The organism is Streptomyces sp. ISL-98, from assembly GCF_018614055.1.
In the GTDB taxonomy this organism is placed as follows: Bacteria; Actinomycetota; Actinomycetes; order Streptomycetales; family Streptomycetaceae; genus Streptomyces; species Streptomyces spiramyceticus.
Window position 1 is genome coordinate 49340 of the sequence record NZ_JAGGPB010000026.1, and the last position, 23258, is coordinate 72597.

Here is a 23258-nt window from a genome sequence, read left to right on the forward strand (position 1 = left end):
CCCGTCCAGGACCAAAGTGCGCGGATCGATTCCGTCGGCCGTCCCGTCGGGCTACCCTCGAGATCCGCCACCGTTGGGGAGGGATGATGGTGCCCCGTCAGGAGCACCCGGTCACCGTCCCGCTGCTGGAACGCGAGACGGAACTCGCCGCCGCCGCACACGCCGTAGAAGCGCTGTGCGCCGACACGCCCGGCGGTGGGGTTCTCGTCTACAGCGGCGAGGCCGGACTGGGCAAGACAGCAATGTTGTCCGAGGTACGCCGCATGGCCGCCGGACGCTGCACCGTATGGTCCGCACGAGGCGGCGAGACCGTCACATCCGTGCCGTTCCATGTCGTACGACAACTGCTGCAACCCGCGCTCACACTGCCCGGCACCGTAGACACCCGTGGCCTGCTCGGCGACGGCTACGAGATCATCGGCCCCGCCCTCGGCGTGGCACCGCCGGGCGGGCAGGCCGACCCGCAGGGTGTCCGTGACGGCCTCGACACCCTCGTCGTACGACTGGCGGCGGCGTACCGTCCGCTCGTCCTGATCGTGGACGACGCGCACTGGTGCGACCTGGAGACCCTCGGCTGGCTGGCCTCGTTCGTCCAGCGGCGCGAGCTTCCCGTCCTCGTCGTCATCGCGTACCGCACCGAGGAACCCGTCGGCGACACAGCGGAGTTCATCCGCGCGATCGAGGCGGCCGCGCGCGAATGCGTGTCCCTGCAGGCGCTCACTCCCTCCGCCGCGGCCGGGCTCGTACGGGCCGATCTCGGCGAGCACGCCGACGATCCGTTCTGCCGCGAGGTGTGGGCGGTCACCGGCGGCAACCTGTACGAGACCGTGGAACTGATCGCCAAAGTGCGCGACGAGGGCCTGGACCCCGTCGAATGCTCCGCGGGCGCCCTGCGCGCCCTCGGCGCGTCGGCACGCGGCACCGGGCTGATCAACAGGCTCGAAGAGCTCGGCACCGTGACCACCCGGTTCGCCTGGGCGGCCGCGATTCTCGGCACCGAGATCTTCCTGGACCTCGCTGCATCGCTCGCCGTACTCGGGCGTGCCGAGGCCGCCGACTGTGCCGAACGGCTGCGCGCGGCCCGCATCCTCGAAGGGACGGACCCGATGGAGTTCGTCCACCCGCTCATCGCGGGCGGCGTCTACCGCGCCATCCCGTCCGCGATGCGCACCGCCATGCACGGCAGGGCCGCCTGGGCGGTCACCCGGGTCGGCCGGGGCGCGGCGGCCGCCGCCAGGCACCTCCTCGAAGTCCACCCGGACGACGATCCCGAACTGGTCGCACAGCTGCGCGCCGCGGCCGCCGAGCATCTCGCGGTGGGAGCGCCGGACGCCGCGAGGCGCTGCCTGGAGCGTGCCCTCCAGGAGCCGCCACTGCCCGAGCACCACGCCCAGGTCCTGTACGAACTGGGCTGCGCCACGCTGCTGACCTCACCCGCCACCACGGTCGGCCACCTGCGGGCCGCCCTCGACATGCCGGGGCTCGACGCCGGCCAGCGCGTCGACGTGGTGTTCCGGCTGTCCCAGGCCCTCACCCACAACAACCAGACACGGGAAGCCGCGCAGGTCGTGGCCGCCGAGGTGGCAAGGACCGCACCGGGGCCCGCCAGGATGCGGCTCCAGGCCGTGCACTTCCTGTGGGAGGGAGTGCAGGCGGCCGAGGACGACGGGCCCGGACGGTCCCGCCGCCTCGCCGCGATGACCGACGGCCTCCGGGGCCGCGACAACTCCGAACGCGTCCTGCTGATACTGAGAGCCTTTGACGGCACCGCACGTGGCGAGAATGCGGAGGAGATCGTCCAGATCTGCGACGGCGCCCTGTACGAGGGCCGGCTCGCGCCCGGGCTCGGCTGGACCAACACCACATGGGGCTTCGAACCCCCGGCCCTGCTCGGCCTCACCTACGCCTTCGCGGACCGGCTCGACCAGGCCGAGAGGCTCTTCGACGAGGCGCTGCACGACTTCGAGCTCTCCGGCTGGAGCGGCGGCCACCTCGCCTTCGCTCACACCCAGGTCGGCTATCTCCAGCGCAGGCGCGGCAACCTCGCGGAGGCCGAGATGTATCTGCGCGAGAGCCTGCGCCTCGCCGAGCGCGTTGGGGACGGCCTGCCGATGCACTGGGACGCCGCGTGCATGCTCATCGACACGCTGCTCGCCAGGGGCAGGATCGACGCCGCCCAGGAGGCGGCCGACCGCTATGCGTTCGCCCCTCCGTACCCGTCCTCGATGGTGATCCCCGACGCGCAGTGCGTACGCGGAAGGCTGCTGCTCGCCCAGGGTCGCACCAAGGAAGCCGTCGCCGAACTCGAAGCAGCGGGCGATGCGTTGACCGCTCGCGGCCATCACAACGGGATCATGGCCCCATGGGCGAGCGACCTCGCCCGCGCGGTGGCCGCCGAGGAACCCGAGCGTGCGGCCGCCCTCGCCGCCTACGCCCGCGACCGCGCCGAGCGCTTCGGCACCGACACGGCCATCGGTGAGTCACTGCGCTGCGAGGCGGCCCTGGCCGAGGGCGAGCGCGCTGTGGAACTGCTGTCCAAGGCGGTCGCGTTCCTCGAAGCGTCCCCGTGCGCGTACGAGCATGCGCTGGCCCGTGTCGAGTACGGCATCGCGGCCGGGTCCGCCGGGGAACTGACCCGGGGCCTGGCGCTCGCGGAGTCGTGCAGCGCGGACGGCCTGGTGGCACGGGCGAGGCAGGCACTGCGGTCCCTCGAACCGGACCGGAAGGCCCGCCCCGGCCGAGGGGCCTACAGCTCCCGAGGGGGCCGGAGCTACTGACGCCTTGAGCAGCGCAGGCTCTTCAGATCGACGGTGTCGCTCATCGTCCGCATCCCCGCGTCATTGGGGTGGAGATGGTCTCCGCTGTTGTACGCCGGAAGGATCCGGGACGGTGCGGCCGGGTCCTTGACCGCTCTGTCGAAGTCGACTACCGCGTCGAACGCGCCGCTGTCCCGGATGAAGGCATTGACCTCCTGCCGCACGGCTTCCCCTCCCGGCGTCCAATCCCGCCAGCCTTCGTACGGCATGACGGTCGCGCCGACCACGCATACGCCCGCCGCGTGCGACCTGGTGATGAGCTGCCGGTAGCCGGCGATCACCTCGGCGGCGGTGGGCGCGGGGACGCCCTTGATGTCGTTGACCCCTTCGAGCAGGACCATGGTGCGCACGCCCCGCTGGGACAGGACGTCCCGGTCGAGCCGCTTGAGCGCGCTCTCGCCCGACCCGTCCTTGAGGACCTTGTTGCCGGAGATCCCCTCGTTGGCGACGCCCTTGATGCGCGAGCCGGGATCGGCGTCCAGCCTGCGGGCGAGGAAGTCCGGCCAGCGGCGGTTGGTGTCCCGGGTCGAGATGGCGCCGTCGGTGATGGAGTCTCCGAGCGTGGCGACGGCGCCGGTGCCGCGCCGGGCGCCGACCGTCACCGCGTCGAGGTAGAACCAGGAGGTGATCCGCTGGGTGTAGGGGGTGGCGGAGTCGTCGGAGGCGTGGTCGCCGGCGGGGGCGATGTACGACGTCTGGAGGGCCATCTTGTGCCCGGTCGCGACGCCGCCCGCGCTGCGTACGTACAGGCTGACGGCGAGGTCGGACTGCGGCCGCAGCGTCCCGGGCAGCTGGTCGCTGTAGACGGATCCGCCGGGCGGGACGGTGACCGAGGGCGAGCCGCCGAAGGACAGCGGGCGGTTGGTGCCGGGCACCAGGGAGGCGCCCGAGGAGCGGAGTCCGGCGAAGGCGCGGCCGAACGTCACCGGCTGGTCGCCGAAGGCGTTGGAGAGCCGGATCCGCAGCCCGGTGCCGCCCGCGCTGGTGCGCACGACGAGCCGGTACGTACGATCGGGGAAGGCGGCGGCGGTGGTCAGCCGGTCGGTGCTGGCGGCCCAGGTGACGACGGGCGTGGTGCCCCGGGCGGCGGATGCGGCGGATGCGCTGGACTCGGCCGTCCGGTCGGCGGCGGACGTGGGGCCGGCGGCGAGGACTGTCCCGATCGCGACGGCGACGGCGGTCATGGTGTGCACGGCGCGGCTGCGTAACTTGGGTCTGTTCATGGCGCGGAGATTCCTCTCCCGGGCATCATGGACATGCCAGAACTGGCACTGAGGGTATTGACTCCCGGTACGACATGTCTTGTCCAGAGCGCCCCACCCGAAACGACGCCTTCCGGGTGGTCGGGCGGCGGTGGTCCGAGGTGTGTGTGGTGAGAGGCCGGTCGTCAGAGACCGGTGGTCACGGCAGCTGTCGCGGCGCAGCGGCGGCCGACCAGGCGGGCGCGGTCCCCGCCACGCGGCACGCCATCAGGTAGAGCGGAATCGGCGGCGTGTACGGCGCGTTGCCGTCCGGCCAGTGGATCAGGCGCGGACGTGTCGCCGGTACGTACGCCCCGGCGACGTATCGTGCGGGCTGCGGCCAGGTCAGTCCGAGGTCCGAGCCTGACGGCACGATCCACCACCACCAGTCGGCGTCGGCGAACACGCAGCCCGGCCGCGACAGGTGCGCCATGAGCCGGAATCCGTGCCGCGCGGGCAGTCCCACTGCATCGCAGCCGAGCGGGGCGGACAGCTCGGCCGGCACGGGCAGGAGTACCCGGCCGCCTGTCCTGCCGGCGCCGCGGCGGGCGCGGGAGAGACGACCGGCCGGCAGGCTGGTCATTACGGACCTCAGCAAGGAAGCTCCGCCCAGACGACGCGGCCGGGCCCGTCCTCGGCGTCGCGCGTTCCCCAGAAGCTGCTCATGGCGTCGACAAGCTGCAGCCCGCGCCCGTGCTCCTCCTCGGCGGCCTGGCGCAGTTGCGGTCCGGTCGGACGTAGCCCTTGATCTTTCACGGCGACGCGCAACCGCCCGTCGCTGTCGCGCAGTTCGCACACGATGTGCTCGCTCGCGGTGTGCAGCAGGGCATTGGTGAAGAGCTCCGAGACGACCAGTGCCGCCGTGTCGCAGGTGTCGTCGTCGACGCCCCACCGGGTTAGCTGATCTCTCGTCAGGCGCCGGGCGGCGGCGACACATTCGGCTCGTGCCGGCAAATCGAAGCCGTACCGCCGTATGTCCGTCCCCTGGCACCGGTCCATGAGCCGGGGGGCGAGCGTATTGCCTGGTGCCACGAGCGCTTCCTCACGGTGTGGGTGAACGGTAGTTCACAGTACAACTCTCCCTCCGGCGGGCACACTTGGCAAGAGGCACTGTGAAAATTACAGAGTGTCGTTTCTTTGGTCGCGACTGCGTGGCACACTGCTCGCAACAGCCCATGGGGAGGTCTGAAGTGAGTGAACCGAGGTCCGCCCCGACGGTGGGTCAGGTCGTTCTCGGCAAGCGCCTGCAGGACCTGCGCGAGCGGTCCGGGACGAGCCGCGAGGAGGCCGCCAAGATCCTGCGCGTCGCCCCGGCGACGATCCGCCGGATGGAGACCGCCGAGGTCGCGCTCAAAATCCCTTACGTACAGCTGCTCCTCAAGGCGTACGGGAACTCCGAGGAAGACGCCGAAGCCTTCGTCGAGCTGGCCGAGGAGGCCAACAAACCCGGCTGGTGGCAGCGATTCCACGGGATCCTGCCCGACTGGTTCAGCATGTACGTCAGCCTGGAGGGCTCGGCGTCGCTCATCAGGGCGTACGAACCCCAATTCGTGCCGGGGCTGCTCCAGACCGAGAGCTACGCCCGCGCGATCATGCGCAGCGGGGCGGTCGGCCAGAGCAGACCCGGGGACATCGACCGGCACGTCGCTCTGCGCATGGAGCGCCAGAGCCTCCTCACCAGACCCGACGCCCCGAAGCTGTGGGTCGTGATGGACGAAACGGTCCTGCGTCGTCCCGTCGGCAGTCCGGACGTACTGGGGGAGCAGCTCGACCGGCTCATCGAGGCCGCCGAGATGCCCAATGTAACGCTGCAGATCGCGGAGTTCGCGACCGGACACCACGCGGGCACCTACGGCCCCTTCGTCCTCTTCCGCTTCGCCGTGCCGGAGCTCCCGGACATGGTCTACAGCGAGTACCTGACCGGCGCCGTCTATCTCGATGCGCGGCCCGAGGTGGCAGCCCACCTTGAAGTCATGGACCGCATGGCGGCTCAGGCCGCAACTGCACAACGCACAAAGGAGATCCTGAAAGATCTCCGCAAGGAGCTGTGATGGACTGGATATACAACGGAATGCCCGCGACCGACCTCCCCGCCGAAGGCTGGTACAAGCCGTGGAGCGGCGGCAATGGCGGCAACTGCATCGAGGCGATGAAGCTGGCTGACGGCAGAGTCGCGGTCCGCCAGTCCGCCGACCCCGAAGGTCCCGCGCTGATCTACACCCCCGGCGAGATCGCCGCTTTCATCCGGGGAGCGAAGGCCGGCCAGGCCGACTTCCTGCTCACCTGATTCAGCTGCCTCATCTGATTCACCTGTCTCACCCATCTCACCCGTCTCACCCGTCCACGTTGTCACTGCCACCCCCCATGGAGCGCCGTATGACCGGGCAAGACCGCACCCACGTCGAGATCGACACCAGCAAGCCGCACCCGGCGCGCATGTACGACTGGTTCCTGGGCGGCAAGGACAACTACCCCGTCGACGAGGAGATGGCCCGCCAGCTCCTCACTCTCGACTCCCGGGGACGGGACATGGCGCGCGTCAACCGTGCGTTCATGCACCGGGCCACGCGCTGGCTCGCCGAAAACGGCGTACGTCAGTTTCTCGACATCGGCACGGGCATACCGACCGAGCCCAACCTCCACCAGATCGCCCAGCAGACCGCGCCCGACGCGCGCATCGTCTACTGCGACAACGACCCGATCGTGCTGGCCCACGCCGAGGCACTGCTGCGCTCGACACCCCAGGGCGCCACGGAGTACATCCAGGCCGACGCGCGTGAGCCCGACGCCATTCTCGAACAGGCGGGCAAGGTACTCGACTTCAGCCGGCCGGTCGCGCTGTCCCTCGTCGCGCTGCTGCACTTCGTGGGCGACGAGGACGGCGCTCACGCACTGGTGAGCCGCCTCATGGACCGGCTGCCGTCGGGCAGCTACCTGGTGCTCTCGCACGTCACCGGGGACTTCGACCCCGAGGGCGCGGCGAAGGCGTCCGCGCTGTACAAGGCGCGGGGCCTGACGCTGCGCCCGCGCTCCCGCGAGGAGTTCGCCGAGTTCTTCAAGGGCTTCGAGCTCGTCGACCCCGGGGTCTCGCTGGCGGCGGAGTGGCACCCGGAGCTGGGCGAGCTGGTACCGGTGGCGGGCGACGACCCGATCCCGGGGTACACGGGAGTTGCTCGCAAGGTCTGACGCGGGGTGGCGGTGCCGGGGGGCCTGGCGCCGCAGGCCCCGCCCTAGCCGGGGAATCCGCCGCTGACCCGGTCAAGCACCGACGCAACCCGCCGCCAAGTGGCCAAGTCGAGCTCCACCGCCGGGAGTTCCCTACCTCCACCCGTACCCCAGCCCGCAGCGACAGCCACCGCATCCCGCCCACCCGCCGCCCCCGCCGCGAGCGCCGCCGCACCCAGTGCGACCAGCTCAACCGCGTCGGGGATCAGCAGCGGGCGGCCGGAGAGGCGGCGTACGGTCTCCACCCACGTACGGCCCCGCGCGCCTCCGCCGACCACGCGCAGCGGACGCGCCGCGACCTCGGGGTCGGCCGGGTCCAGGCCGCACGCGCGCAGTACTTCGTCGAGGGCGCGGAGTACCGTGACGGCGGCCCCCTCGTACGCCGCGCCCAGGATCTGACGCCCCGTCGTGTCGTGGCGCAGCCCGGTGAGCAGGCCGGAGGCTCCGGGCAGGTCCGGGGTGCGTTCGCCGTCGAGGTAGGGGAGCAGCACCGCCTCACCGCCGGGCGCGGCGTCTTCGCGGTCGAGGCCGAGCAGCGCGGCGACCTTGTCGACGGCGAGCGTGCAGTTCAGGGTGCAGGCGAGCGGCAGATACGTGCCGTCGGCGCCGGCGAATCCGGCGAGCGCCGGTGAGGTATCGGCGGGCCTCGTCCTGGTCGCCGCGAATACCGTGCCCGACGTACCGAGGCTGAGTACCGGATGGTCCAGCAGCCCGGCGCCGCCGAGCCCGAGGCCCACGGCGGCGGCCATGTTGTCGCCCGTACCGGCGGCGACGGCGATCCCGGCGGGCAGGCCGAGCTGTGCCGCCGCCGCAGGGGTGAGGGAGCCGATGCGGGTGGCGCCGGTCGGAGCGACGGGCGGCAGCAGTTTCTCGTCCAGGCCGACCAGCCCGAGGAGTTCGGCGTCGTACGCGCCCGTGGCGGTGGAGTACCAGCACGTGCCCGACGCGTCGCCGGGGTCCGTGGCGGCCACCCCGGCGAGGCGCTCGGTGAGGAAGTCGTGGGGGAGCCGTACGGCGGCGGCGGACTCGGCGGCGTACGGCTCGTTCTCGCGCAACCACTGCCATTTCGCGGCGGTCATCGAGGCGACCGGCACGGATCCGGTACGCGCCGTCCAGGCCCCCGGGCCGCCCAGCGTGGCGGTGAGCGCTACGGCCTGAGGGGCCGAGCGCGTGTCGTTCCACAGCAGGGCGGGCCGCAGCGGCCGCCCCTCCCCGTCGAGTACGACAAGGCCGTGCTGCTGGCCGGCGACCGCGATGCCGGCGACGGCCGACGCCGGCACTCCGCACTCCCGCAGCCCCGCGCCGACAGCCTCGCGCAGCGCCTGCCACCACTCTTCGGGGGCGCTCTCCCGGGTCCCCGCCTCGCCGGTGACCCGGTGCGGGGCCCGGCCCACGGCGAGCAGCCGGCCCGTGGCGGCATCGACGAACGCCGCTTTCGTGGACTGTGTGGAGCTGTCCACGCCGATGACGATCGAGCTCGGCGACGGCGGCATGGGGCGGCCCCTTTTCTTCCCGTTTCGTGGCTCCACGGCCTCATGGCTTCTGCGGAACAGGGTGGTCGTGCAGTATTAGTAATGTCAACAAACAAATCCATGGCTGCGAGGTCTGCGAGATGAGTGGCATGACGGATCGCTTCACACCTACCCCTGACGACAAGTTCACCTTCGGGCTGTGGACCGTCGGCTGGCGCGGCGTCGACCCCTTCGGTACGGCCACCCGCCCCGCACTCGACCCGGTCGAATCCGTCCAGCGCCTCGCCGCACTCGGCGCCCACGGCGTCACCTTCCACGACGACGACCTCATCCCCTTCGGCTCGTCGGACTCCGAGCGGGAGTCCCTCGTCAAGCGCTTCCGTCAGGCGCTGGACGCCACCGGCATGAAGGTGCCGATGGCCACCACGAACCTCTTCAGCCACCCCGTCTTCAAGGACGGCGCCTTCACCGCGAACGACCGTGACGTACGGCGATACGCCCTGCGCAAGACGATCCGTAACATCGACCTCGCCGTCGAACTCGGCGCCACGACATACGTCGCCTGGGGCGGCCGCGAGGGCGCCGAATCGGGTGCCGCCAAGGATGTCCGCGTCGCCCTCGACCGCATGAAGGAGGCCTTCGACCTCTTCGGCGAGTACGTCACCGAGCAGGGCTACGACCTCCGCTTCGCCATCGAGCCCAAGCCGAACGAGCCGCGCGGCGACATCCTGCTCCCCACCATCGGGCACGCCCTGGCCTTCATCGAGCACCTGGAACGCCCCGAACTGGTCGGCGTGAACCCCGAGACGGGCCACGAGCAGATGGCCGGGCTCAACTTCCCGCACGGCATCGCGCAGGCGCTGTGGGCGGGCAAGCTCTTCCACATCGACCTCAACGGCCAGACCGGCATCAAGTACGACCAGGACTTCCGCTTCGGCGCGGGTGATCTGCGCCAAGCCTTCTGGCTGGTGGACCTGCTGGAGACGGGGGGCTACGAAGGGCCCCGGCACTTCGACTTCAAGCCGGTGCGTACGGACGGCTTCGACGGGGTGTGGACGTCCGCTGCCGGATGCATGCGGAATTACCTCATCCTCAAGGAGCGTGCGGCGGCGTTCCGTGCGGATCCGGAGGTGCGGGATGCGCTGCGGGCGTCGCGGCTGGACGAGCTTGCCCGGGCGACGGCGGAGGACGGGCTTGCGTCGCTGCTTGCGGACCGGGGGGCCTACGAGGAGTTCGACGTTACGTCGGCGGCTGAGCGGAGCATGGCCTTCGAGGTGCTGGATCAGTTGGCGCTGGATCATTTGCTGGGGGTGCGGTAGGGAGTGCGCGGCGCCTGCGGCGGGCTGTTTCCCTACCCGCCCCTTCCCGCTGTGACATTTGGCGGCTGCCGCCGCGTGGGGGCTCCGCCCCAGACCCCGCTCCTCAAACTCCCCCAGACTTCGTCCGGGGGGACCCCCAAGAGGCTGAACGTGCCCGAGGGCCTGGGGACTTGCTCCCTCACGCGGCGGCAGCCGCAAATCTCACAGCCGGGAAGGGGCGGGTCGGGGAACAGCGCCGCAGGCCAACAGCACCCGCACCCCCACTACACATACGCCACCGGATCCGCCAGCACCTCCCGTACCACCAGCGCCGCCGCCCCCCGCGCCGCGTCCCCCGTCAGGGAGGACGCGCGGAGTCGGCCGCCGGACTCGGGCCACAGTCCTGACACGACCCGGCGGTCCATCTCCCGGCCGGCGGTCGGCGACAGCCACCGCATCAGCGTGCGGTAGATCCCGCCGAGCACCACCGCATCGGGGTCGAAGAGATTCACCGCACCGGACAGCACCAGCCCGAGCATCGCTCCGGCGTCCCGAATCGCGGCAACGGCCCTCTCGTCGTCCGCCCGCGCCCGTCGTTCCAGTTCGGCCACGCCCGGCAGCCCCGCGTTCTCGTCGATGCCCGCCGCCCGCAGCAGCGCACGCTGACCGGCGTACTGCTCCAGGCAGCCCCGCGATCCGCAGTGGCACTCGGGGCCCTGCGGGTCCACCACCACGTGCCCGATCTCCCCGGCGAAGCCGTGTGCGCCGCGCAGTAGTTCGCCGTTCAGGACGAGCGCCCCGCCGACCCCGATCTCGCCGGACAGGTAGAGGAACGTCCGCTCCCGGCCCGCGCCGCCGAACCACAGCTCGGCCAGCGCCGCCAGGTTCGCCTCGTTGTCCGCACTGACCGGCAACGGCCGCCGCCCGGGCCGCGCAGCCGTGAGCGCCTGTGCGAAGACGCCCTCCGCCGCGACGCGGGTCCAGCCCAGGTTGGGCGCCTGCCGGACCGTACCGCCGGACACCAGACCCGGCAGCGCCAGCTGCACGCCGACGGGCCGCAACTCGTGCTCCTCGGCGGAGAGCAGGGCCCGCGAGGCGATTCCGGCGGCGCGCGCCAGTACTTCGGCGGGCTGCGCGGCCGCGGCGCGGTTGTCGAGGTGTTCGGTGAGCCGTACGCGGTCGGTGCCCGACAGGTCGACCACGCACACCGACACATAGTCGATGTTGATCTCGACGCCGAGTCCGGCGACCCCGGTACGGGCCACCTTCAGCACCGTCCCCGGCCGCCCCGCCTGTCCGCTGAACGTCTTCCCCGACTCGGTGAGAAAGCCGCTGTCCAGCAACTGCTCGACCAGCGAGGACACGGCGGCACGCGTCAGACCCACGCGCGCCGCGACCCCCGCGCGCGTCGCCTCGCCGTCGTCGTGAACGGCGCGCAGCACCAGGCTCAGGTTGTGCCTGCGGACGGTGTCCTTGTCGGCCTTGGGCTCCAGGCGCGGAGGGTTGCTTTTCATGACCCCGAGAGCGTAAGCGACGTTGTCGCCGCCGGGGCCGAGGCCTTGCCGCCCGCGCCCGCGGGGTCGCCGCCCTACTCCCCGGTTCCCGACCGCACCAGCGTCACCAGGAACCTCTTCCCCGCACTCACATTGCCCGCCGAGTCGATCGTCCGGTACTCGACCGTGTGTGTGCCGTACTCCGGTGTCGCGTCGTCCCACGGCACCACGCGCGGCGTGCCGAGCTTGCCGTAGACGAGGTCGTCGATGGCGGTGCCGCCCGGGGTGAAGCGGAACGGGGCGTCGGCATCGGTCGGCCAGCCGTAGTAGGTGTACCAGCCGTCACCGTCGACCCTGAACTGCGAGACGACGTACCCCTTCTGGTCGTCGCGGGCCGTGAGCTTCATCGTGAACGGACCGTCGTAGACATACTCCACCGGCTCGCCGGGCCGCCGCACCGTGCGCAGCGGGTCCGACAGTTCGTACGCCGCCTTCGCGGGCGTGGCGTCGACCGTCCAGGTCAGCGTGCGGTCCGTACCGGCGATGCGGGCGCTCAGGGTGTGGTCGCCGCCCGCGCTCAGCCGCAGGGCGCCCAGGTCGAGGTCGCGGTCGTTGCCGGGGTTCAGCACCGGCCGCCCGTCCAGCGTCCAGTGAACCTTCGTGGCCGGGCCCGTGGAGTGCGAAGTGTCGGCGTACACCACGGACTCGGCGCCGACCGGCGCACCGGTGTCGGTGTGGGCGGTGAACTCTGGTTCGGGGAAGGACGGTTCAGTCGTCAGGGACGGGTCCACGGTCCAGGTGACGGAGCGGGTCAGTGCTTGCGACTCGCGGATCTTCGGATCGCGTACGAAGGGCGTCGGGTCGGTGACCGTCGCGGTGAGCGTATGACGACGCCCACTGTCGAGGTCGAGCCGCCGCAGGTCGAGGCTTCGTGCGCCCGCCGTGCCCTCGACGCGGCGGCCGTCCAGCCGCCAGACGGTGTCGAGTTCACCGCCGACCGGGTGAAGCGTGTCGACCCACACGGTCCGGTCGTCGCCGATCGCCGTGGCGTTCGGCGCGTGCCCCTGCACGAGGTTCACCTTGGCCGAGATGGCCTGGGTCATGATCTCGCGCTCGACCTGGTCGAAGGCGTACCCGAGGGTCTTCATCATCGAGTGCCTGCTCGGCCGCCAGACCCCCTTCGTCTGGTACATGCCGCCCTCGTGCCGCCCGATGCGTCCGCCGGAATCGCTCCGCTCGCCCAGCCAGCGCCACCACTTCCGCTGCTTGTCCCGCATCTCCTCCTCGGTGAGGAGCGTGTGATGGGCGGAGGCAGGTTCGCCACCCTGGTAGGTGCCGCCGGGGACGCCGCGCGCGTAGTAGTCGTACTCGTCCTGGAGCTTGCCCAGGGAATGGCCGATCTCGTGCGGTGTGATGAGCGAGGAGAGTGCGTTGCCGCCCGACGCGGTGGCGAAGGTGCCGCCCGCGCCGCCGTACGTATCGCTGTTGGCGAGGCCGACGATCTGCCGGTTGGTGCTCTGCGAACCGGGGATCAGGTCGGCCAGCGCGGCGGCGGCCGCCGAGTCGATGGAGAGCAGCCGCTGAACGCCGGCCGGGTTGCAGCCGCCCCAGAAGCCCATGTTCAGCGGGGTGTCGCGGCGGGGCGCGTCAAGACCGGGATCGCAGTCGACACCGGACTCGGCGGAGGGCAGCTCCACCGCCCAGACGTTGATGTACGAGCGATAGGAGGCGAACGGCTCCATGCTCCACAGCACGTTGAGGTGCTTGTCGACATCGGCGCGGAAGCCCGGCAGCTCGTCGGCGGTGTAGCCGTCGCCGAGCAGGATGAGATTGAAGCGCTTGTCGGCAGGCCCCGTCAGCTGCAACGGCACCACCCTCGCGTCCGCCGTCACCGGATGCGGCGCAGCCGCCGCAGACGCGGAGGGTGTGGTGCCCACGGCGCAGGCGGCGATCAGGGCGCCCGCCACCGCGAGGAGCACGGGTCTGTTGCGAAGTCTCATGGTGGTGCACCCTCCGTCTGCCGTCACGTCCGGTGATCACGCGGTGGCGGGAGCGTACGGGTGCCCTCAACCTGCCGTAAAGAGGCGGGAGTTGATCGTCAGCTCGATCGGGACGGTTGTGGCCGATTCCGGCGGGCGCAAACCCCGGCCGCCCGGAGTCACCGAGCCGAGGATGCTCGGGTGGCGGGCGCCCGAGCACGAAGGCACCGTGCCCGGCAGGCCGTGCGCGGTCAGCCAGCCCAGGACCGCGAAGGCGTACGCCTCCTTGGCGGCCGACGGCAGCCCGAGCTCGTCCGACGTCAGCAGCGGTACACCGCCGAGCTCCTCGCGCAGCTGCGCCATCAGGACCGGGTTGCGGGTGCCGCCGCCCGAGGCGATCACTTCGGTCGCGCCGAACGGCCGCACTGCTTCGGCGACCGTCCTGGCCGTGAGCCGGGTGAGGGTCGCCACGACGTCCTCGGCCGGCAGCGGGCCGAAGCCGGCCAGCGCGGCGCGCAGGTACGGCAGGTTGAACAGTTCCTTGCCCGTCGTCTTCGGTGCGGGCTTCGCGTAGTACGGCTCGTCCAGAAGCCGTCGCAGCAGCGGCTGGTGGACGGTGCCGCGCGCGGCGAGGGCGCCGTCCGTGTCGATGGAGGCGTTGGGGTTACGGGAGATACCGGAGTACGTTCCGCCGCCCGCGTAGCTCTGGACCGCCGCGTCGATCAGCGCATTGGCGGGCCCGGTGTCGAAGGCGAGCGGACCACCGCCGCCCCAACCTCCGTCCAGCACGGTGATGTTGGCGATGCCGCCCAGATTCAACGCCACCGGGACACCCGCCCGCCCCCGCAGCCACATGACGTCGACCATGCTCACCAGAGGTGCGCCCTGGCCCCCGGCGGCGACATCGCGGGGCCGGAAGCCGGACACGACGGGGCGGCCCGTCGCCTCGGCGATCCAGGCGGGCTCGCCGATCTGGAGCGTGCCGTGCACCCGGCCGTCCTCGGCCCAGTGATAGACGGTCTGACCGTGCGACGCGACCAACTCCGCCCGGCCCTCGCACAGTTCCCGGTCGGCCAGGACCGCGGCCTCCGCGAAGGCCTGCCCGATACGTGTGTCCAGCCTGCACACCGCCGCCATGGTGGTCGCCGCGGGCGGCAGCGCCGCGCGCAGCTCCGCCCGCAGATCGTCGGCGTACACCGTGCTGACCATCCCCAGCGGGGTCAGCACCAGGGTGTCCCCTTCGAGCGTCAGGTCGGCGGCGGCCGCGTCGATCGCGTCGTACGACGTGCCCGACATCAGCCCGATCACCCTCATCGCGGCGCCCTCATCCCAGCCCCTTCATCGCAGCGCCCTCTTGTGGTCGTCGCCGCGCAGCGTGAGCAGGGCGATCACGCTGACCGCGCAGGTCGCCGCCGCGTAGTACGCCGGGATGTCGACGTTGCCCGTGCGCTTGATCATTTCGGTGATGATGAGCCCCGCACAGCCCGAGAAGACGGCGTTGGAGAGCGAGTACGAAAGGCCGAGTCCCGTATAGCGGACGGTCGTCGGGAACATCTCGGCCAGCATCGCGGGACCCGGCCCCGCCATCAGCCCGACGGCCGCACCCGCACCGAACAGGGCCGCCCCCTTGGCGTACGTCGACACGTCCGGGTTCTGCACCAGGTTCAGCAGCGGCAGCGCGAGCGCGACGACCAGTACCGCGCCGGCCAGCATCACCTTCCGCCGCCCGATCCGGTCACTGACGATGCCCGCGGGCAGGATCGAGGCCGCGAAGCCCAGGTTGGCCAGGACGGTGGCGACGAGCGCCTCCTGGAATGTGGCGTTCAGGGTGCTCTGCAGGTACGAGGGGAGGACGACCAGGAAGGTGTAGCCCGCCGCCGACCAGCCCATGACGCGTCCGGCGCCCAGCGCGACGGCCCTGACGGTCTCGCCGACGGGTGGCCGCACCGGCTCGTGCTTCTCGCGCGTCTCCCTGGTGAAGGCGGGCGTCTCGTCCAGGCGCAGCCGCAGCCACAGCGCGACCAGCCCGAGCGGCAGGGTCAGGAGGAAGGGCAGCCGCCATCCCCACCCGTTCAGCTGCGACTCGGTGAGTACGGTCGCGAGCAGCGCCGCCGCGCCCGCGCCCCCGAGCAGCCCGAGCGCCACCGTGAACGACTGCCAGGCCCCGTACCGGCCGCGCCGTCCCGGCGGGGCGAACTCCGTCATGACCGACACCGCGCCGCCGAACTCCCCGCCCGCCGAGAGGCCCTGCAGAATCCGCAGCAGAGTGAGCAGCCAGGGCGCAGCCGCGCCGATCGTGGCGTACGTGGGCAGGACACCGATCAGTGCCGTCGCGCCGGTCATCAGGCAGATCACCAGGATCAGGGTGGGCCGCCGCCCGATACGGTCACCCAGTCGGCCGAAGACCGCGGCCCCGATGGGGCGGAAGAAGAACGCCAGGGCGAAGGACGCGTACGTCTTGACGAGTCCCTCGACGTCGCTGCCGCCCTCGGGGGTGAAGAAGTGCGACGCGATGATGGTGGCGAAGTAGCCGTAGACGCCGAATTCGTACCACTCGATGAAGTTGCCCACGGATCCCGCCACCAGCGCTCGACGCGATCGTGACGGCTGGGTCTGCACAGGGGCGGGTGCGGCGGCCATGGCGGAAAGCTTCAGTTTCCCTGCGGGTGATTGTCAATAACTTTCACCGGGTCGGCCGTACGGGCCGACGGCAGCGGTCGCCGTCGGCCCGTCGGCCCGTCAGATGCCCGGTGTCAGACGCCCGGCGGCACCCGCGACGGGCGGCCCGAGCCGCGCGTCAGGTTGTATCCGGCGATGGCCGCGATCGCCCCGAGGACGCCCCCGCCCACCGTCCAGAGCCAGCGGTCCGACCACCAGCTCGACGCCGACTCCGTCGCCTCGGCCACCTTCGGGTCGGAGATTCCGGCCACCAGCGGTACGGACAGCGCGCCGTCCACCGCGCGGGAACCGCCCGCGTCCTTCGTCGTCGCCCCGACCTCCGCGTGCACCGGCAGACCGAGGTCCTCCTGAGGCAGGTCGACGACCGTCAGCCGTACGTAGTAACTCCCGGGCAGCGGATCGTTGTCCCACGGCTCCGCCCAGGCCCGGACCGTGCGCAGGGTGCAGGACAGGTCGACCGAGGCGGCGTCCTTCGGTGCCGCCTTGGTCTGGCTGCCGTAGACGCAGGCCTGACGCCGGCGCAGTCCGTCGTAGACGTCGATCCGCCAGGTTGCCGCGCCGTGCCGCGCGGCGGCCTCGGGCAGCTTCACCGTGGCCTTCACGGTGGCGGTACGCCCCGCGTCGGCCTCGAACACCCAGTACAGGTAGTCACCGGTGGACGCGTCGGCCGTGGCCCGCTGGTCCTGCCGGATCTTCGTCGCCGTACGGAACGTGGTGCCCGCCTCGGTCGGCGCGGCCTCGTCCCCGCTCTCGGTCGGGCTCGGAGCGGGGGAGTCCGCCAGTGCGGCGGGCGCCCCGGCAGCGAAGAGGGCGGCGGCGGTCAGCAGTACACCCGTGAACACGCGTGTCGTACGCATCAGTTGGTCCTCCAGACCGCAAAGCGCCAGCGCGAGATCCAGCCCCACAGCAGACCGGCGACCAGACCGGTCAGCGCGAGCACACCGAGCAGCCACCAGCCCCGACCGAGACCGAACGACGCCACGTCCGAGGAGGCGTCAGGTCCGTCCACCAGGTCGATGGTGAGCTCGACCGGCAGGCCGGGGGTGGTCTTCACCGAGGCGGGAGCGGAGAAGGAGTTGCTGACCTGGAGACATACGCTCTCCGCGGCCGGCTTGACCTCCCCGTCCAGGTCGTCGTCGAGCGGAGCCTTCGGATAGCGCAGTCCGGTCGAGATCACATCCGTACGGCCGTCACCGGCCTCCGAACCGCGCACGATCTCCCGCCCGCGCTCGGTGACCGCCCGCAGCAGTACGCCGTAGTCGCGGTCGACGGCACGGTCGGCGCCGATGCTGACCGAGGCCCGCAGTTCCTGACCGGGCAGGACGTCGACCCGGTACCAGCGGTGCTCCGAGAACTTCTCGCGGTCGGCGTAGAGGCCCGCCTTGAGCAGCGGCGCGTCCGCGCACTGGGCCGCGCCCTCGGTCGCCACCGGATTGACGACGGGTTCGGCGGCGCGGTCCACCAACTGGCTTACGCGCTCGGACAGTTCGTCCTTGTGCTGCACAGCGGTGTACGTACCGCCGGTGGCCTCCGCGATACAGGTCAGCTGCTGGCGGATCTTCGCGTTCGGGACCAGTCCGAGCGTGTCCACGACCAGCTGGGTGCCCTTCGCGGCGATCTCGCGCGCGACCTCGCACGGGTCGAGTGGCCCGCAGGTGTCCTCGCCGTCCGTGATGAGCACGATTCGGCGGGAGCCGCTGCCGCCCTCCAGATCGTCGGCCGCCCCGAGGAGGGCGGGCCCGATCGGCGTCCAGCCGGTGGGCGCGAGCGTGGCGACGGCGGTCTTCGCCTCGGTCCTGTCCAACGGGCCGACCGGGTACAGCTGCTTGGTGTCCTTGCAGCCGGTCTTCCTGTCGTCGCCGGGGTAGTCGGCGCCGAGCGTGCGTATGCCGAGCTGCACTTCGGCGGGAACCGCGTCGAGCACCTCGTTGAACGCCTGCTTGGCGGCGGCCATCCGGGACTGGCCGTCGATGTCCTTGGCCCGCATCGAACCGCTGACGTCGAGCACCAGCTCGACCTTGGGGGACTCTTGTGCGCCCGGTTCGTCGGCGGCAGTGGCTGTGCCGGCCGGGACGAGCCCGGCGGACAGGGCGACGAGCAGGCCGAACGCCCCGGCCGCCAGCCGTTTTCTTGTGATCATCGCCGGATCTTATTGAAGTTCGTCTCCCGCCCCCAAAACACCGGCAGGCGAGGGCCTTCGGATACGTTGCCTCCATGGCAATAAGCACCGCGTTGTGGTCCTTCGCCCTGGTCGTAGGGCTCCTCACGCTCACCCCCGGCCTCGACACCGCACTCGTCCTGCGGACCTCCGCACTCGGCCGCGCCAAGCAGGCGTGGGGCGTGGTCCTCGGCATCCAGACCGGCACACTGCTCTGGGGCGCACTCACCTCCCTCGGCGTGACCGCCGTGCTCACCGCTTCCCAGCTCGCTTACGAAATCCTGCGCTGGGCCGGCGCCGCCTACCTGGTGTGGATGGGCGCGCGCATGATCGTCGACACATGGCGCGGCGACCGCTCCGACGTGGCCGAGGGCGAAGCCGACGCGCTGACGACCGGCACGGACACGGTGGCCGGAGGCTGGCGCCAGGGAACGCTCACCAACCTCCTCAACCCCAAGGTCGGCGTCTTCTACGTCGCCGTCCTGCCCCAGTTCATCCCGGCGGGCGCCCCGCACTTCACCACGGGCCTGCTGCTGACGGGCGTACACATCCTGCTGGGGCTGGTGTGGTCGGCCCTGCTCATCGCCTTCGCCCGCGCGCTGCGCGGCTGGCTCCGGAAGCCGCGGGCGCGGCGTCTGCTGGACCGCATCACCGGAACGGTCGTCGCCGGATTCGGACTGCGCCTCGCGACAGCCGACTGAGCTGTCACGACTGAGCTGTCAGAGCGCGTGCCCCGTCGTGGCGTCCACGTGCGCCGGTACGGGATCGTGGCGGTCGCCCACGGTGGAGGTGCCCGACGGCTCGAACAGCAGCAGCGAGGCGCCGTCCGTCGAGGACGGCTTGTGCCATGTGCCGCGCGGGACGACGTACACCGAACCGGTGGGGAGGACGACGGACCGCTCGGCGCCGTCCTCCCGTCCGTCCGCCCGCAGGGCGATGGTCAGTTCGCCGCCGAGAACCTGGAAGAACTCGTCGGTGTCCTCGTGGACGTGCCATACGTGCTCGCCCGCGACCTTGGCGACGCGTACGTCGTAGTCGTTGACGCGGGTCACGATGTGTGGGCTCCACAGTGCGTCGAAGGAATCCAGGGCGTGGGCGAGTGAGGTCGGTTCGTTCTGCCTGCTCAGTTCGTACGTCGTCATGTCCTCATCGTCGTCCCTGGTCCGGGGCCGCCGTGAGTGATAGGAATCGCACATGACGCAAGGATCCTCGCACGCGCTCCACCGGGTCGTCGTCATCGTCGACGAGAACTCGAACCCCTTCGAGCTCAGCTGCGCCACCGAAGTGTTCGGGCTGCGGCGCACATCCGAACTCGGCCGTGAGCTCTACGACTTCACGCTGTGCGCCCCGGAGCCCCGCACGCTGATGAGAGACGGGCTCTTCACGCTCTCGGGAGTCGCCGGGCTGGAGGCGGCCGACACCGCGGACACGCTGATCGTGCCCAACCGGCCGGACGCCCACGTGCCGCGCCGCCCGGCGGTGCTGGACGCCGTACGGCGGGCGCACGCACGAGGTGCGCGGCTGGTGGGCTTCTGCAGCGGCGCCTTCACGCTTGCCGAGGCGGGCGTGCTCGACGGGCGCCGGGCCACCGCGCACTGGCGGTGGTCGGACTCCTTCCGGGCGCGTTTCCCCGCTGTGCGGCTCGAACCGGACGTGCTGTTCGTGGACGACGGCGAGATCCTCACCGCGGCGGGCAGTGCGGCCGCCCTCGACCTCGGGCTGCACCTGGTCCGCCGCGACCACGGCGCGGAGGCCGCCGCAGCCGTGAGCCGCCGCCTGGTCTTCGCCGTCCACCGCGACGGCGGCCAGCGCCAGTTCATCGAGCAACCGCTGCCCGCCGCCCGCGACACCTCCCTCGGCCCGTTGCTCGACTGGGCCAGAGAACGGCTCGGTACCCCGCTGACCGTGACCGGCATGGCCGCGCAGGCCGCGGTCAGCCCGGCCACGCTGCACCGCCGCTTCCGCGCACAGCTGGGCACCACACCGCTGGCCTGGCTCACCGCGGAGCGCGTCGTACTGGCCTGCCGCCTGATGGAGCGTGGTGAGCCGGCCATCGAATCGGTGGCGCGCGCGAGCGGCCTCGGTACGGCCGCGAACCTCCGCGCCCAGCTCCGCCGCCGTACGGGCCTCACCCCGAGCGCGTACCGCGAGCGGTTCGGCCCGAGTGCCCCCAGCGAACCCGGCGAAGTCGACGAACCCAGCGAAGCCAGCGAAGTCGACGAACCCAGTGCCTCCCCTGCCTGAACCGGCCAGAATTCACCGTCTTGCAATACATTCCAGGATGCGGACGATTCCCCATGTGACCTGGACAAACGCCCTCGCGTACTGCAACTCTCCCGCCATGCGCCCTGCCAGCCTGCCCCGCCGCCGCCCCACCAAGGCCGCCGCCCTCGCACTCGCCGTCACGGCCGTCGCCGCCGTTGCCGCCGCGGGCTGCGCCCCGCAACCCGAGACTTCGGACGCCGCACCCGACGCCAAAGCGAGCTGCGCGCCCGGCAAACTGGCCACCGAAGTCCCCGGCAAGCTGACCATCGGGACCGACAAGCCCGCGTACGCACCGTGGTTCCAGGACGACGACCCGGCCAACGGCAAGGGCTTCGAGTCGGCCGTCGCACACGCCGTCGCGAAGAAGCTCGGCTACGGCAAGAACCAAGTGGTCTGGCAGACCGTGCCGTTCAACACGGCCTTCGCGCCCGGCGAGAAGAAGTTCGACTTCGACCTCAACCAGATCTCCATCAGCGAACGGCGCAAGAAGGCGGTTGCCTTCTCCTCCGGCTACTACGACGTCCGGCAGGCCGTCATCGCCCTCAAGTCCTCCAAGGCGGCGAAGGTCACAGGCCTCGCAGGCCTGAAGGACGTCAAGCTGGGCGCCCAGGTCGGCTCCACCAGCCTCGATGTCGTCAACGACGTCATCAGGCCGAAGCAGCAGGCCGCCGTCTTCCAGAAGAACGACTTCGCCAAGACCGCCCTGAAGAACGGCCAGGTCGAAGCGATCGTCCTCGACCTTCCCACGGCCTTCTACATCACCTCGGCCGAGGTCCCCGAGGCAAAGATCGTCGGCCAGCTGGAGAACACCGGTGGCGCCGCCGAACAGTTCGGCCTCGTACTCGACAAGGACAGCAGGCTCACGTCCTGCGTGACCGGCGCCGTCGACGCCCTGCGCGCGGACGGCACACTCGCGGCGCTGGAGAAGCGCTGGCTGTCCGATGCGGCGGACGCCCCGGTGCTCAAGTGACCATCGAGAAGGCCGTGACGGAGGCGGAGGACGAGTACGTCCCGTCCGCGCGGCGCATCGAGCGCGAGCGCCACAAGCGCGCCCGTACCCGCCGCGCCACCGCGATCGCCGCCCTCAGCACTCTCGTCACGGCCGCCGTTCTCTTCCTCGTCGTCACCAACTCCCCGGGCTGGCCGCGCACCCGCGAGACCTTCTTCAGCGCCGAGTACGCCCGCGAGGCCCTGCCCAAGGTCATCGACGGCCTCTGGCTCAACCTCCGGCTGCTCGTGGTCTGCGGCGCGGCCGTCCTGGTCCTCGGCCTGCTGCTCGCCGTCGCCCGCACCCTGCGCGGCCCGGTCTTCTTCCCGCTGCGCGCGCTGGCGGCGGCGTACACCGACTTCTTCCGCGGACTGCCGCTGATCATCTGCCTGTTGCTGGTCGTCTTCGGCGTCCCGGCCCTGCGCCTGACCGGCGTCACCACCGACCCGGTGCTGCTCGGCGGGGCCGCACTGACGCTGACCTATTCGGCGTACGTCGCCGAGGTCTTCAGGGCCGGAATCGAATCCGTCCATCCCTCGCAGCGCGCGGCGGCCCGCTCGCTCGGCCTCTCCAGCGGCCAGGCGCTGCGCTTCGTCGTGCTTCCGCAGGCCGTACGCCGCGTGGTGCCGCCGCTCCTCAACGACCTGGTCTCGCTCCAGAAGGACACCGGCCTCGTGTCGATCGCGGGCGCGGTCGATGCGGTGTACGCGGCGCAGATCATCGCCAGCAAGGACTTCAACTACACGCCGTACGTCGTCGCCGGCCTCGTCTTCGTCGCGCTGACCATCCCGATGACGCGCTTCACGGACTGGGTCACGGCCCGGATGGACCGGCAGCGAGCCCAGGGAGGCACGACATGACGCCCGCCAGTACGCCGCCCGTCCTGCGGTTGGAGAACGTACGCAAGACCTTTGGCCGGGACACGGTCGTCCTGCGCGACGTGAACCTCGACGTCGCCCCGCACACTGTGACTGCCCTCATCGGCGCATCGGGCTCCGGCAAGTCGACGCTCCTGCGCTGCGCGAACCTCCTGGAGGAGATCGACGACGGCGCGATCTTCCTCGACGGGGAGGACATCACCGACCCACGGGCCGACGCGGACGCCGTACGCCGCCGGATCGGCGTCGTATTCCAGGCGTACAACCTCTTCCCGCACATGACGGTGCTCGACAACATCACCCTCGCGCCGAGACGCGTACACGCCACGTCTCGGACCGAGGCGGAGACACAGGCACGCGAACTCCTCGACCGGCTGGGCCTCGGCGACAAGGCGAGCGCCTACCCGGACCGGCTCAGCGGCGGCCAGCAGCAGCGCGTCGCGATCGCCCGCGCCCTAGCGGTACGCCCGCGCCTGCTGCTGCTCGACGAGATCACGGCGGCGCTCGACCCGGAACTGGTGGGCGAGGTGCTGAATGTCGTACGCGACCTCAAGGGCGACGGCATGACGATGGTCATCGCCACCCACGAGATGGGCTTCGCGCGCGAAGTCGCCGACCAGGTGTGCTTCCTGGACGGGGGAGTGGTGCTGGAACGCGGAACAGCAGGGGAGATCTTCGGCGATCCGCAGGAGGAGCGCACGCAGCGCTTTCTGCGGCGGATTGTGGAAGCCGGACGTCTCTGACCGCTTCTGGTGATAAACCGGAA

Annotated in this window: 21 protein-coding genes; 10 read left to right on the forward strand and 11 right to left on the reverse strand. The window is 71.1% G+C overall.

From position 1 onward, the window contains the following. Window positions 1-86: 86 nt before the first annotated feature. Window positions 87-2777, forward strand: coding sequence for an AAA family ATPase (locus J7I98_RS18725; protein WP_214921883.1), 2691 nt, complete (start codon window positions 87-89; stop codon window positions 2775-2777). Here the strand turns inward: J7I98_RS18725 and J7I98_RS18730 are convergent. From J7I98_RS18730 to J7I98_RS18740, 3 genes are all read right to left on the reverse strand, one after another. Beyond that, on the reverse strand, window positions 2771-4039 hold the full coding sequence (locus J7I98_RS18730; RefSeq protein ID WP_214921884.1) for an SGNH/GDSL hydrolase family protein: 1269 nt from the start codon (window positions 4037-4039) through the stop codon (window positions 2771-2773). The genes J7I98_RS18725 and J7I98_RS18730 overlap by 7 nt on opposite strands. A 178-nt stretch (window positions 4040-4217) precedes the next feature. Then, on the reverse strand, window positions 4218-4640 hold the full coding sequence (locus tag J7I98_RS18735) for a hypothetical protein (RefSeq protein WP_214921885.1): 423 nt from the start codon (window positions 4638-4640) through the stop codon (window positions 4218-4220). Window positions 4641-4648: 8 nt separating this feature from the next. Continuing rightward, entirely contained in the window at window positions 4649-5089 is a 441-nt protein-coding gene (locus J7I98_RS18740; RefSeq protein WP_214921886.1) for an ATP-binding protein, read from the reverse strand. 158 nt (window positions 5090-5247) lie between these two features. Between J7I98_RS18740 and J7I98_RS18745 the strand changes: the two genes are divergently transcribed. The 3 genes from J7I98_RS18745 to J7I98_RS18755 all read left to right on the forward strand — a co-directional run bounded on the left by J7I98_RS18745 (window position 5248) and on the right by J7I98_RS18755 (window position 7243). Beyond that, window positions 5248-6108, forward strand: coding sequence for a helix-turn-helix transcriptional regulator (locus J7I98_RS18745; RefSeq protein ID WP_214921887.1), 861 nt, complete (start codon window positions 5248-5250; stop codon window positions 6106-6108). Continuing rightward, the gene (locus J7I98_RS18750) at window positions 6108-6344 is read left to right on the forward strand and encodes a DUF397 domain-containing protein (RefSeq protein WP_214921888.1); all 237 of its coding nucleotides are present in this window, start codon (window positions 6108-6110) and stop codon (window positions 6342-6344) included. Before J7I98_RS18745 ends, J7I98_RS18750 begins: the two co-directional genes overlap by 1 nt. An 89-nt stretch (window positions 6345-6433) precedes the next feature. Further along, window positions 6434-7243, forward strand: a complete 810-nt coding sequence (locus J7I98_RS18755; protein WP_214921889.1) for an SAM-dependent methyltransferase — start codon at window positions 6434-6436, stop codon at window positions 7241-7243. A gap of 44 nt (window positions 7244-7287) precedes the next feature. Here J7I98_RS18755 and xylB read toward each other — a convergent pair whose 3' ends face one another. Further along, complete coding sequence (xylB, locus tag J7I98_RS18760; RefSeq protein WP_214921890.1) at window positions 7288-8775, reverse strand: xylulokinase; 1488 nt, start codon at window positions 8773-8775, stop codon at window positions 7288-7290. A 128-nt stretch (window positions 8776-8903) separates the two neighbouring features. Here xylB and xylA point away from each other — a divergent pair, with 128 nt between their 5' ends. Beyond that, the gene (xylA, locus tag J7I98_RS18765) at window positions 8904-10073 is read left to right on the forward strand and encodes a xylose isomerase (RefSeq protein ID WP_214921891.1); all 1170 of its coding nucleotides are present in this window, start codon (window positions 8904-8906) and stop codon (window positions 10071-10073) included. A gap of 263 nt (window positions 10074-10336) precedes the next feature. On the opposite strand, the gene J7I98_RS18770 is transcribed toward xylA, so the two are convergent. From J7I98_RS18770 to J7I98_RS18795, 6 genes are all read right to left on the reverse strand, one after another. Beyond that, on the reverse strand, window positions 10337-11566 hold the full coding sequence (locus tag J7I98_RS18770; RefSeq protein ID WP_214921892.1) for an ROK family protein: 1230 nt from the start codon (window positions 11564-11566) through the stop codon (window positions 10337-10339). Between the two features lie 74 nt (window positions 11567-11640). Then, window positions 11641-13545, reverse strand: coding sequence for a M64 family metallopeptidase (locus J7I98_RS18775; RefSeq protein WP_214921893.1), 1905 nt, complete (start codon window positions 13543-13545; stop codon window positions 11641-11643). Window positions 13546-13611: 66 nt separating this feature from the next. Further along, complete coding sequence (locus J7I98_RS18780) at window positions 13612-14838, reverse strand: anhydro-N-acetylmuramic acid kinase (RefSeq protein WP_214921894.1); 1227 nt, start codon at window positions 14836-14838, stop codon at window positions 13612-13614. A gap of 24 nt (window positions 14839-14862) precedes the next feature. Then, entirely contained in the window at window positions 14863-16164 is a 1302-nt protein-coding gene (locus J7I98_RS18785; protein WP_214921895.1) for an MFS transporter, read from the reverse strand. A gap of 113 nt (window positions 16165-16277) precedes the next feature. After that, window positions 16278-17060: a hypothetical protein gene (locus J7I98_RS18790; protein WP_214921896.1), complete on the reverse strand. Its 783-nt coding sequence runs from the start codon at window positions 17058-17060 to the stop codon at window positions 16278-16280. Beyond that, window positions 17060-18343 carry a VWA domain-containing protein gene (locus tag J7I98_RS18795; protein ID WP_214921897.1) on the reverse strand — a complete coding sequence of 428 codons (1284 nt, stop codon included), beginning with the start codon at window positions 18341-18343 and terminating at the stop codon, window positions 17060-17062. Before J7I98_RS18795 ends, J7I98_RS18790 begins: the two co-directional genes overlap by 1 nt. Before the next feature lie 74 nt (window positions 18344-18417). Here J7I98_RS18795 and J7I98_RS18800 point away from each other — a divergent pair, with 74 nt between their 5' ends. Continuing rightward, entirely contained in the window at window positions 18418-19062 is a 645-nt protein-coding gene (locus J7I98_RS18800) for a LysE family translocator (protein WP_214921898.1), read from the forward strand. A gap of 18 nt (window positions 19063-19080) precedes the next feature. On the opposite strand, the gene J7I98_RS18805 is transcribed toward J7I98_RS18800, so the two are convergent. Further along, window positions 19081-19503 (reverse strand): cupin domain-containing protein, encoded by a 423-nt coding sequence (locus tag J7I98_RS18805; protein WP_214921899.1) that lies wholly within the window; start codon window positions 19501-19503, stop codon window positions 19081-19083. A 52-nt stretch (window positions 19504-19555) separates the two neighbouring features. Here J7I98_RS18805 and J7I98_RS18810 point away from each other — a divergent pair, with 52 nt between their 5' ends. The 4 genes from J7I98_RS18810 to J7I98_RS18825 all read left to right on the forward strand — a co-directional run bounded on the left by J7I98_RS18810 (window position 19556) and on the right by J7I98_RS18825 (window position 23235). Next, a complete protein-coding gene (locus tag J7I98_RS18810) occupies window positions 19556-20605 on the forward strand; it encodes a GlxA family transcriptional regulator (protein ID WP_214921900.1) in 1050 nt (349 codons plus the stop codon). Between the two features lie 97 nt (window positions 20606-20702). Next, entirely contained in the window at window positions 20703-21596 is an 894-nt protein-coding gene (locus J7I98_RS18815) for an ABC transporter substrate-binding protein (protein WP_251020861.1), read from the forward strand. Continuing rightward, the gene (locus tag J7I98_RS18820) at window positions 21593-22474 is read left to right on the forward strand and encodes an amino acid ABC transporter permease (protein WP_214921902.1); all 882 of its coding nucleotides are present in this window, start codon (window positions 21593-21595) and stop codon (window positions 22472-22474) included. The genes J7I98_RS18815 and J7I98_RS18820 overlap by 4 nt, the downstream gene beginning before the upstream one ends. Further along, window positions 22471-23235 (forward strand): amino acid ABC transporter ATP-binding protein, encoded by a 765-nt coding sequence (locus J7I98_RS18825; protein WP_214921903.1) that lies wholly within the window; start codon window positions 22471-22473, stop codon window positions 23233-23235. The genes J7I98_RS18820 and J7I98_RS18825 overlap by 4 nt, the downstream gene beginning before the upstream one ends. Window positions 23236-23258: the final 23 nt, after the last annotated feature.

Excerpts from the sequence above, each read along its gene's own strand:
- J7I98_RS18725 (WP_214921883.1), top strand. The coding sequence starts at position 87 with ATGGTGCCCCGTCAGGAGCACCCGGTCACCGTCCCGCTGCTGGAACGC.
- J7I98_RS18790 (WP_214921896.1), bottom strand. The coding sequence starts at position 17,060 with ATGCGTACGACACGCGTGTTCACGGGTGTACTGCTGACCGCCGCCGCC.
- xylA (WP_214921891.1), top strand. The coding sequence starts at position 8,904 with ATGACGGATCGCTTCACACCTACCCCTGACGACAAGTTCACCTTCGGG.
- J7I98_RS18780 (WP_214921894.1), bottom strand. The coding sequence starts at position 14,838 with ATGAGGGTGATCGGGCTGATGTCGGGCACGTCGTACGACGCGATCGAC.
- J7I98_RS18775 (WP_214921893.1), bottom strand. The coding sequence starts at position 13,545 with ATGAGACTTCGCAACAGACCCGTGCTCCTCGCGGTGGCGGGCGCCCTG.
- J7I98_RS18810 (WP_214921900.1), top strand. The coding sequence starts at position 19,556 with ATGACGCAAGGATCCTCGCACGCGCTCCACCGGGTCGTCGTCATCGTC.
- J7I98_RS18730 (WP_214921884.1), bottom strand. The coding sequence starts at position 4,039 with ATGAACAGACCCAAGTTACGCAGCCGCGCCGTGCACACCATGACCGCC.
- J7I98_RS18800 (WP_214921898.1), top strand. The coding sequence starts at position 18,418 with ATGGCAATAAGCACCGCGTTGTGGTCCTTCGCCCTGGTCGTAGGGCTC.
- xylB (WP_214921890.1), bottom strand. The coding sequence starts at position 8,775 with ATGCCGCCGTCGCCGAGCTCGATCGTCATCGGCGTGGACAGCTCCACA.
- J7I98_RS18755 (WP_214921889.1), top strand. The coding sequence starts at position 6,434 with ATGACCGGGCAAGACCGCACCCACGTCGAGATCGACACCAGCAAGCCG.
- J7I98_RS18815 (WP_251020861.1), top strand. The coding sequence starts at position 20,703 with ATGCGCCCTGCCAGCCTGCCCCGCCGCCGCCCCACCAAGGCCGCCGCC.
- J7I98_RS18750 (WP_214921888.1), top strand. The coding sequence starts at position 6,108 with ATGGACTGGATATACAACGGAATGCCCGCGACCGACCTCCCCGCCGAA.
- J7I98_RS18770 (WP_214921892.1), bottom strand. The coding sequence starts at position 11,566 with ATGAAAAGCAACCCTCCGCGCCTGGAGCCCAAGGCCGACAAGGACACC.
- J7I98_RS18805 (WP_214921899.1), bottom strand. The coding sequence starts at position 19,503 with ATGACGACGTACGAACTGAGCAGGCAGAACGAACCGACCTCACTCGCC.
- J7I98_RS18795 (WP_214921897.1), bottom strand. The coding sequence starts at position 18,343 with ATGATCACAAGAAAACGGCTGGCGGCCGGGGCGTTCGGCCTGCTCGTC.
- J7I98_RS18735 (WP_214921885.1), bottom strand. The coding sequence starts at position 4,640 with ATGACCAGCCTGCCGGCCGGTCGTCTCTCCCGCGCCCGCCGCGGCGCC.
- J7I98_RS18785 (WP_214921895.1), bottom strand. The coding sequence starts at position 16,164 with ATGGCCGCCGCACCCGCCCCTGTGCAGACCCAGCCGTCACGATCGCGT.
- J7I98_RS18825 (WP_214921903.1), top strand. The coding sequence starts at position 22,471 with ATGACGCCCGCCAGTACGCCGCCCGTCCTGCGGTTGGAGAACGTACGC.